The 8,090-nt window shown below is 61.0% G+C and carries 9 protein-coding genes and 1 pseudogene; 6 read left to right on the top strand and 4 right to left on the bottom strand.

Annotated elements, in window-relative coordinates; translation table 11 throughout:
- Nucleotides 1–72: 72 nt before the first annotated feature.
- The 4 genes and pseudogenes from BSG20_RS12640 to BSG20_RS38820 all read right to left on the bottom strand — a co-directional run.
- Nucleotides 73–306, bottom strand: a complete 234-nt coding sequence (locus BSG20_RS12640) for a DUF6429 family protein (RefSeq protein ID WP_018327668.1) — start codon at nt 304–306, stop codon at nt 73–75.
- A gap of 380 nt (nt 307–686) precedes the next feature.
- Nucleotides 687–998, bottom strand: coding sequence for a hypothetical protein (locus tag BSG20_RS12630; protein WP_143147478.1), 312 nt, complete (start codon nt 996–998; stop codon nt 687–689).
- Nucleotides 999–1,231: 233 nt separating this feature from the next.
- The gene (locus BSG20_RS12625) at nt 1,232–2,818 is read right to left on the bottom strand and encodes a sigma 54-interacting transcriptional regulator (RefSeq protein ID WP_280142186.1); all 1,587 of its coding nucleotides are present in this window, start codon (nt 2,816–2,818) and stop codon (nt 1,232–1,234) included.
- Nucleotides 2,734–2,991 (bottom strand): annotated as a pseudogene (locus BSG20_RS38820) (hypothetical protein); the annotation flags it as partial. The pseudogene BSG20_RS38820 and the gene BSG20_RS12625, both read right to left, overlap by 85 nt.
- Nucleotides 2,992–3,197: 206 nt before the next feature.
- On the opposite strand from BSG20_RS38820, the gene BSG20_RS12615 reads away from it, so the two are divergent.
- Genes BSG20_RS12615 through BSG20_RS12590 form a run of 6 tightly spaced genes read left to right on the top strand, consistent with a single transcriptional unit; the run spans nt 3,198 to nt 8,073 of the window.
- Nucleotides 3,198–3,713, top strand: coding sequence for a 2,4'-dihydroxyacetophenone dioxygenase family protein (locus tag BSG20_RS12615; RefSeq protein WP_083539911.1), 516 nt, complete (start codon nt 3,198–3,200; stop codon nt 3,711–3,713).
- A gap of 43 nt (nt 3,714–3,756) precedes the next feature.
- Entirely contained in the window at nt 3,757–4,623 is an 867-nt protein-coding gene (locus BSG20_RS12610) for an SDR family NAD(P)-dependent oxidoreductase (protein ID WP_072375645.1), read from the top strand.
- Nucleotides 4,624–4,649: 26 nt separating this feature from the next.
- Nucleotides 4,650–5,942 (top strand): ABC transporter substrate-binding protein, encoded by a 1,293-nt coding sequence (locus BSG20_RS12605; protein ID WP_072375643.1) that lies wholly within the window; start codon nt 4,650–4,652, stop codon nt 5,940–5,942.
- Between the two features lie 19 nt (nt 5,943–5,961).
- Complete coding sequence (locus BSG20_RS12600) at nt 5,962–6,690, top strand: ABC transporter ATP-binding protein (protein WP_072375641.1); 729 nt, start codon at nt 5,962–5,964, stop codon at nt 6,688–6,690.
- A complete protein-coding gene (locus tag BSG20_RS12595; protein WP_072375639.1) occupies nt 6,687–7,421 on the top strand; it encodes an ABC transporter ATP-binding protein in 735 nt (244 codons plus the stop codon). The genes BSG20_RS12600 and BSG20_RS12595 overlap by 4 nt, the downstream gene beginning before the upstream one ends.
- On the top strand, nt 7,408–8,073 hold the full coding sequence (locus BSG20_RS12590) for a branched-chain amino acid ABC transporter permease (RefSeq protein ID WP_244541323.1): 666 nt from the start codon (nt 7,408–7,410) through the stop codon (nt 8,071–8,073). The genes BSG20_RS12595 and BSG20_RS12590 overlap by 14 nt, the downstream gene beginning before the upstream one ends.
- Nucleotides 8,074–8,090: the final 17 nt, after the last annotated feature.

The raw sequence follows: 8,090 nt of genomic DNA, 5'->3' as shown, positions 1-8,090 counted from the left end.
GCATCGCCGATCTTCCCGTCTCCCGCCTGCACGAACTGCTGCCTTGGGAGTGGAAGGCACAAAAGGGAACCGCTATTGCGGCGGCCGCGTAAACAGCTTCCGGAACAACGCTTCCGAACGCTCCAAGCCTTCATCGGTCAGGATCAATGACTTCGACTTGTTGACTGGGTCGCCGATCATGCCCTTCTTGTGAAGCCGATCCGTCGTTGCCCAGTCGAAACCTTTCCAGGCGCAACGCTCATTATGCAGCGTCAGCCATAACAGCGCCAAAACTGCATCGTCGATTTTGTCCTCATCGATCTCCATGAACCGACATTACCACGCGCGAAAATCAAAATCCCGCGGCCTTGCTCGGATGGATACGTTGGTCTCCTGGGAATGCTCGATGTGGTCGATGGCCGGAGCGTAGAAGGCGGTCCCGCAGTTGACGCTGTGCGCCGGTGCGAGGGCTGGATACTCGGCCCCACCGTCGCGATGGCGTAACGTGACCTGGGACGAGGGCAGGGCACGTTGTCGGCAATTCATCTCAAGTCTCCGGCAACCTGAAACAAATTGCAGGCACGCCGGTTGCCGCACTTAGTGCCTCTTCCGCCGACATTCCGACATTCTCGACGAGACGTTTGACAGAGTGGGCCATGTCGATGTGCGCACCGGCCAGCGATCCCAGGTGGTTGACCAACCTGCCGTCAATGACGTGGGATCGTCTCGTTGTGTAGGTCAAAGTGGTCCGGTCCGTTCCAGGTTGGCATGGCGTCAGAGACCAACATAATACGGTCGCGGCGGGCACCGGAGCGGATCGCGAGACGCAGTACGGTATCGCCGATGTGATGGCCATCGGCGATGACGCCACAGCAGATGCCGCTGTCAGGCGCAGCCCCCACGACACCCGGTGCGCGAGACGTCATTGGCGTCATGGCATTGAACAAATGGATTACGGCCGTCGCGCCCTCGGCGATTGCGAGCCGAACCCGGGCGTCATTTCGCAGCAGTGTGGCCAAGTGAGTCGACCACATCCATCCCGCAGAATCGCGCGATCGCTCCCTGCGGAACACATTCAGGCGCCAGCGTGAGAAGCACCGGCGATGCCGCGTTCCGGAGCCTCTCTAGGGCTGAGAAAGTGCGCTCGCCTATGGGTTGTTTCAATGCGGGGTTGCGCGCCCCTTACGAAGGAAGCGCGTGGCGACTTATACTCAACCCATTCGCCGGTTCGAAGGCCGCGGCCAGAGCTATCTCAACTGCTCCCTGCATTGCTGATCTGGCCGAGCCGATAGGCGAACTGGGCCCGACTGAGGCCGAGCATACGGGCAGCTTGTGTCACGTTGCCTCCTGCGCGCCGGATCGTCATCTGATAGATCTGCCGGTTGAGATCGTCGATGGCGAAGCCGCCTTGCTCGATCGCCTGCTCCAGGACGGCCGTCAGGGCTTCGTTCGGGCCTGGGGAATGAGGCTGCATTCCTAAGCCATGCGCCGCGGTTTCGAGCGTCGATGCTGTCACGGGGTTCTGGTGCGCGGTCAGGACTGCGCCGCGCATCAGTGCTTCAAGCTCGAACAGGTTGTTCGGCAATGGAAGCGCGGCGAGCCATGCTGCCGCATCCTCTGCCAGCGTGGGCGGGGTTTTGCCGTATGCTGGCGCCAAACGCCGCATAATAGCCTGGGCCAGGCGGACGATGTCGCGGGGCCGGCTTGCAAGGGCAGGCATGGCAACGGGCAGAGCCGTGAACGCGTAGAACAGATCCCTGCGGAGATGCGGCAGGCTTGCCAATTCATGGGGCGAGAGTGTCGAGGTTGCGATAAGTCTTGGACGAAGTCTGTCGCCGGCTCCCGTTCTTCCATCTGAAAGCATTCCAGCGATTTGGCGCTGGATTGCTGCGCCCAGCTTTTCGATATCTTCCAAGACGATTGTTGTTGCGGCCTCCTCGCCCCGCGCCGGCTTGCGGCCCCGGCGCTGCTGGTCACCGACCATGTCGAGCAGGTTGGTGTCGGTGATCTCCGAACAGGAGAAGCGCGCGAATGGCGCTGCGGTGCCATGCGTTGCGTCGTGGATATGGCGTGCAGCCATGCATTTTCCACTGCCGCAAGGGCCGGTTATCAGGACAGGGATGTCTGTCAACTGGGCGATCCGGTCAAGACGCTGCCGCACCGGCTCCAAAAGGATGGCCGCAACCGGATCCTCGGCATGGCTGCGGCCACTGGGCGCATCCTGCTGCAGTGTGGTTGTCCGCATCGTCTGCGGCTGGAGTGCGGACGGCTTTCCTTCGGCGAGGATATGACGGCGATAGAACCGGACCGTGTCGTCGTCCTTTTCCCATGCCTCTGCGGGTCGGCCAACCACACGACAGCGTTTGTCGCCACGTGCGATGCACTGGACCTCCTTGTAGACGATCAGCTTGCCGAAAAAATAGGAAGCATAGCCGGCGGCATAGCCCACCTGCGTCCAGCACATGGATTCATGGGCGATACCGTGGCGATCGAGATATTCGGTCGCTTCCACACTGTCGTTCCAGAAGAACTCGCCCGAGAACTTGCCCTTCTTGAAGTCGAAGTCGTTGTGCACCGTCTCGACGCGAGCCTCTCCCTTGAGCATGTGGAGCCTGGTGCCCGCGGTAAATGCGTCACCCTGATCGAGCGCCGGCCATGCCTGCCGGATGAATTCGGCATCTTCCTGGCCGGCAGATAGCCGAGGCGGGTGAGGATGACAAAGGCGTCGTCCCGACCATGCTGGCGGATCAGTTCGTCGCGCAGCGCGCCGCGCGTGGTGGCGCGCTGCATGATGAGACGGCGCTCGTTGAGTTTGATCGTTCCATCGACGGGATTGTATGTGAGCTTGCTCAGGAATTCCCGGATCGTCGGATTGCCACCCCGATCAAGAAGGGACTCCTGGTTTACGGTCAATCTCATGAAATACGTCCTCCCGAGACGGTCCGCGCCATGCCTCCGCGGATGTGATTTACAATGACCGTGTTTATGATTTGAGCAAGTGGAATTTATCATTTCATAAAGTCCGCAACGCAACATTCTTCGTGGGCGTCGCAATATGAGGCGTTTTGAAATTTGATTTTCGTGATTTTTTTCAATGACCTCCATCGGCGATGACCCATGCGGAGAAATCTCTGAAAGAATGAATTTGACGAGATTTTCGGCCGCTCTCTAAGCTTCAATGCAGTTGTCGGATGGAAGATTTTTCGGAGGAGATTTCCATGAACGAGCGACCGAAAATCGTGAAATTGCCAGAAGAGCCCTACGAGGAAGCCATCCGCCGTTTTGCCCGCGACGGTGCCCATATTCCCGGCGACGATGCCTCGACGCCCTGGGTGCCTTTCGGCGACTCCGCGGCGATCAAGCATCTCTGTTTCGACGTGCGCACCAATTCGGTCGCCAACATCCTCTGGGTCAAGGGCGGCGGCCGGATCGGCACGCACAAGCATCGCGGCGTCGTCTCGGCGGTCACGCTCGAGGGTTCGTGGGGCTACTACGAGTATGACTGGACCGCGCGTCCGGGCGATTTCGTCTACGAACTGCCGGGGTCGGCGCACACGCTCTACTCCGACGATCCCAACGGCATGAAGGCGCTGTTCTGGATCAACGGACCCATCGAGTTCTTCGACGACGACGCCAAGTTCACCTTCACCGCAGACGTGTTCTGGTTCATCGACCACTACACCAACTACTGCAAGGAGAAGGGCCTCAAGATCAACGAACAGATGTTCATCTGATCCGTCGTAGATCCCTTCAGAATTGCAGCCATCGGGAGGAAGCATGTCGCTTCAGGAAATGTTCGACGTATCGGATCGGTCAGCGATCGTCACGGGTGGTGCGTCCGGTCTCGGCCGTGCCTATGCGGAAGTGCTCGCCGAGGGCGGCGCACGCGTCTGCATTTTCGATCTGAACCAGGACGAGCTCGACCGCACGGTCGGAGAACTCTCGCGGGGCAATGCCGATGTCTGGGGCTTGCAGGTGGATGTCACCGACCGCCCGGCCTTGTCGATTGCTTTCGATCAGGTGGCCGAACGCCATGGTAGGATCGACGTGGTATTCGCCAATGCGGGCATCGATGCCGGCCCTGGTTTCCTCACCCCGGACGGCGATCGCAATCCCGATGGCGAGATCGACAATCTCAATGACAGCCATTGGGACAAGGTGATCGCCACCAATCTGACGAGTGTCTACAATACGATCAAGCTCGCCGCCCGCCATATGAAGCGCACCGGCGGCGGCCGGATCATCGCCACGTCCTCGATCGCCGCCCTCTACAATGACGGGATCGTCGGCACGCCCTACATGCCGGCCAAGGCGGGTGTTGCCCATCTCGTTCGTCAGGCGGCGATGGAGCTCGGCCGCCACAACATTCTCGTCAATGCCATCGCGCCCGGTCCCTTCATCACCAACATTGCTGGTGGCCGCATGCGGTTCGAGGAGGACCGCAAGGCGTTCAGCATGTGGTCCGCCCTCGGCAGGGTGGCCGAAGTCTCGGAGATCAAGGGTCTGGCGCTCTATCTCGCGTCGCCCGCGTCATCCTATGTCACGGGTTCGCATATCGTCATAGACGGAGGCCTGGTGCTCAGGCCCGCCGAGGACGCCATTCAATTCACGCCGCGGGCTGCGGGAGGCAGCGCCACAGTGTGAAGCAACAACAAGAGGAGGAGAACACAATGAGCAGCATCGAATTCCTGAAAAGCAGTATCAGTCGCCGCACGGCTCTCAAGTCAATGGGTGCCGCCGCAGCCACGCTCGCCATGCCCCATGTCCTGCGCGCGGACACGACCGACACAATCAAGATCGGCTTCGTCTCGCCGATGACGGGACCGCTGGCACCCTTCGGCGAGGCTGACAGCTATACGCTCGACAAGATGCGTGCGCTCCTGGCCGGCGGCATCGAGAACAAGGGGAAGAAATACAATATCGAGATCATTCCCCACGATGCCCAGTCCAATCCCAACAAGGCGGCCGAAATCGCCGGCAACCTGATCCTCAACGATGAGGTTCATCTGATCATTCCGGCCTCGACCACCGACATCAACAGTCCGGTGGCGGACCAGGCCGAACTCTATGGCTGCCCGTCGATTTCGACGGCAGCACCCTGGCAGGCCTTCGTCATGCCGCGTGGCGGTGCCGAAAAGCCCTTCGAGTGGAACTACCACTTCTTCTGGGGCCTCGAGGATGCGCTGGCCACATTTGTCGGCCTCTGGAAGTCGGTCGAGACCAACAAGAAGGTGGGCATGCTGTTCCCGCGCAATGCCGACGGCGAAACCTGGGGTAACAACGATTACGGCCTGCCGCCGACGGTGCAGAAGGAAGGTTTTACGACTGTGATCCCGTCGATGTTCCAGCCGCGCACCAATGACTTTTCGGCTCAGATCGCCGAGTACAAGGCACAGGAATGCGACATCGTCGGCGGCATCACCTATCCGTCCGACCTCAAGACCTTCATCACCCAGTGCAGCCAGCAGAACTACAAGCCGAAGGTGGTCACTGTGGCCGCCGCACTGCTTTTCCCGTCGGGTATCGCCGCCATGGGCCCGCTCGGCGAAGGCATGTCGACGGAAGTCTGGTGGACGCCGGCTTTCACCTTCAAGTCCTCGCTGACCGGCCAGAACAGCGCCGATATCGCCGGCGAGTGGGAAAGCTCGCAGAACAAGCAATGGATCCAGCCGCTCGGCTATGCCCATGCGCTCTGGGAAGTGGTGGTGGACACGCTCAAGCGCGCCGAAGATCCGCGTGACCGCGCGGCGATACGCGATGCCGCCAAGGCCACCAACCTCAATACGCTTGTCGGGCCGATCAAGTTCGGCGATGGTCCCCATCCGAACATCTGCAAGACGCCGATCTTCGGCGGCCAGTGGGTGAAGGGTGCGAAATATCCCTATGACCTCAAGATCGTCGACAACGCAGTCTCTAAGCTGATCGCGCCGGAGCAGCAGCTGTCGCTGCTCAACTGGTCCTAATCGAGAAAACGGCATCGCCATGCATGATCAAGTGCTCCTCAAGGCAGAGGGCCTGTCCAAGTCCTTCGGCGCCATTCGTGTCATCCACGATGTCGGTTTCGAGGTGCACACCAATGAGGTCCTGGGCCTTTTGGGGCCGAATGGCGCGGGCAAGACAACGCTCTTCAACCTGATCAGTGGCGATCTGAAACTGGATGCCGGCGAACTTCTGTTCGCCGGTGCCGTCTTGCAGCATGAGCCGCCCTACAAGCGGTGCAAGCGTGGCATCGGCAGGACCTACCAGATTCCGAAGCCCTATGGCGGCATGACCACGTTTGAGAACCTCATGGTGGCGGCGATGTTCGGCGCATCCCGCTCGGAAAGAAGTGCCAACGACCATTGCGCCCAGATCCTCGAGGATTGCGGGCTGGCCGACAAGGCCAACAAGACCGCCGGCTCGCTGACGCTGCTCGACCGCAAGCGGCTGGAAATGGCGCGTGCCATGGCGAGCGATCCGAAGCTGCGGCTGCTCGACGAAATTGCCGGCGGCCTGACCGAGCATGAATCGCATGTGCTGGTCGATCTGGTGAAGAAGGTTCGACGGCGCAATGTCACGGTTGTCTGGATCGAGCACGTGCTGAACGCGATCATGGCTGCGGCGGATCGGATGATGGTGCTGAATTTCGGGGAGAAGATCGCAGAGGGCACGCCGCAGGCCGTTATCGCCGATCCCAATGTCCGCCGCGTCTATATGGGAATCGAAGCATGACGACTGAGCCACCGATCCTGTCGACACACGGGCTCTGCGCCGGATACGGCGATTTCCAGGCGCTCTTTTCGGTCGATTTCGAAATCATGCCCGGCGAGGTGGTCGCGCTCATCGGCGCCAACGGTGCCGGCAAATCGACCTTGCTGAAGGCGGTCATGGGGCTGTTGCCGAGCAACCGGGAGATGATCCGCCATGCCGGCGTTCCGGTCGGTGGCAGTGCGCCGTATCAAATGGTCCAGAACGGCTTTGCCATGGTGCCCGAGGGTCGCCGGCTTTTTGCCGGGATGACGGTGGAGGACAATCTCCTGGTCGCGGTCGATCACGGCCGCAAGAACGGCGCCGCAATCTGGACCATGCAGCGCGTCTTCGATCTCTTTCCGGCACTCGCATCGATGCGCAAGCGGCTGGTGGAAAAGATGTCGGGCGGCCAGCAGCAGATGGTGGCCATTGGCCGCGCGCTGCTCAGCCAGCCGAAGGTGCTGCTCTGCGACGAGATATCGCTCGGGCTGGCCCCGAAGGTGATTGGCGAGATCTATGACTCGATGCCCGCCATCACCAAGGCGGGAACCGCGGTGATCCTGGTCGAACAGGACGTGTCGCGCGCTCTGGCGGCGTCGAACAGGCTCTATTGCATCCTCGAGGGCAGGATCACGCTTTCGGGAAACTCCGCCGATGTCGCGCGGGAAGATATTGCGCGGGCCTATTTCGGAGCAGACCATGCAGTGGCTTGATGCGGTCATCCAGGGAATCCTGCTGGGCGGCATGTATGCCCAATATGCGCTCGGCATGGCGCTCATGTTCGGCGTGATGCGCATCGTCAATATCGCGCATGGCGATCTGGTCATCCTGCTCGCGCTGATCGGTATCTCGCTTGCCGCGGTTCTCGGTTTCGGGCCATTCACCTTGATGATCCTGCTGATCCCCATGGCCGCGGCGATGGGCTGGCTGCTGCAGCGCCTAGTTCTCAATCGCGTGCTCGGCGACGATCCCCTGCCGTCACTGATTGCGACGTTCGGCCTGTCCATCGCGCTTCAGAACCTGATGCTGCAGATCTGGTCGGCCGATACGCGCTCGCTGCCGGGCGGGGGCATCGAGGCGGCGTCGGTCAATATCGCCGGGCTTTATCTCGGCGTCCTGCCCCTGATCGTGTTGCTGGTCGCCACGCTTCTCACCGGCGGCATCGACCTGATGCTGCGCTATACCCGGTTCGGCCGAGCGTTGCGCGCATCCGCCGCCGATACCGAGGCCGCGGCGATCACCGGTGTCAATCCGCGCAAGGTCTATGCTTTGGCGACGGCGCTTGCCGTCGGGATCCTCGGTTTTGCCGCCGTCTTCCAGTCGCTGCGCTCCACCGTTTCGCCCCCGACGGTCCAGCGCAGCTGATCTACGCCTTCGAGGCT

It is taken from the genome of Rhizobium tibeticum (assembly GCF_900110205.1).
Taxonomy (GTDB): domain Bacteria; phylum Pseudomonadota; class Alphaproteobacteria; order Rhizobiales; family Rhizobiaceae; genus Rhizobium; species Rhizobium tibeticum.
Note: the sequence above shows the minus strand (reverse complement) of the source record. Positions and strands in the feature narration are given on the sequence as shown.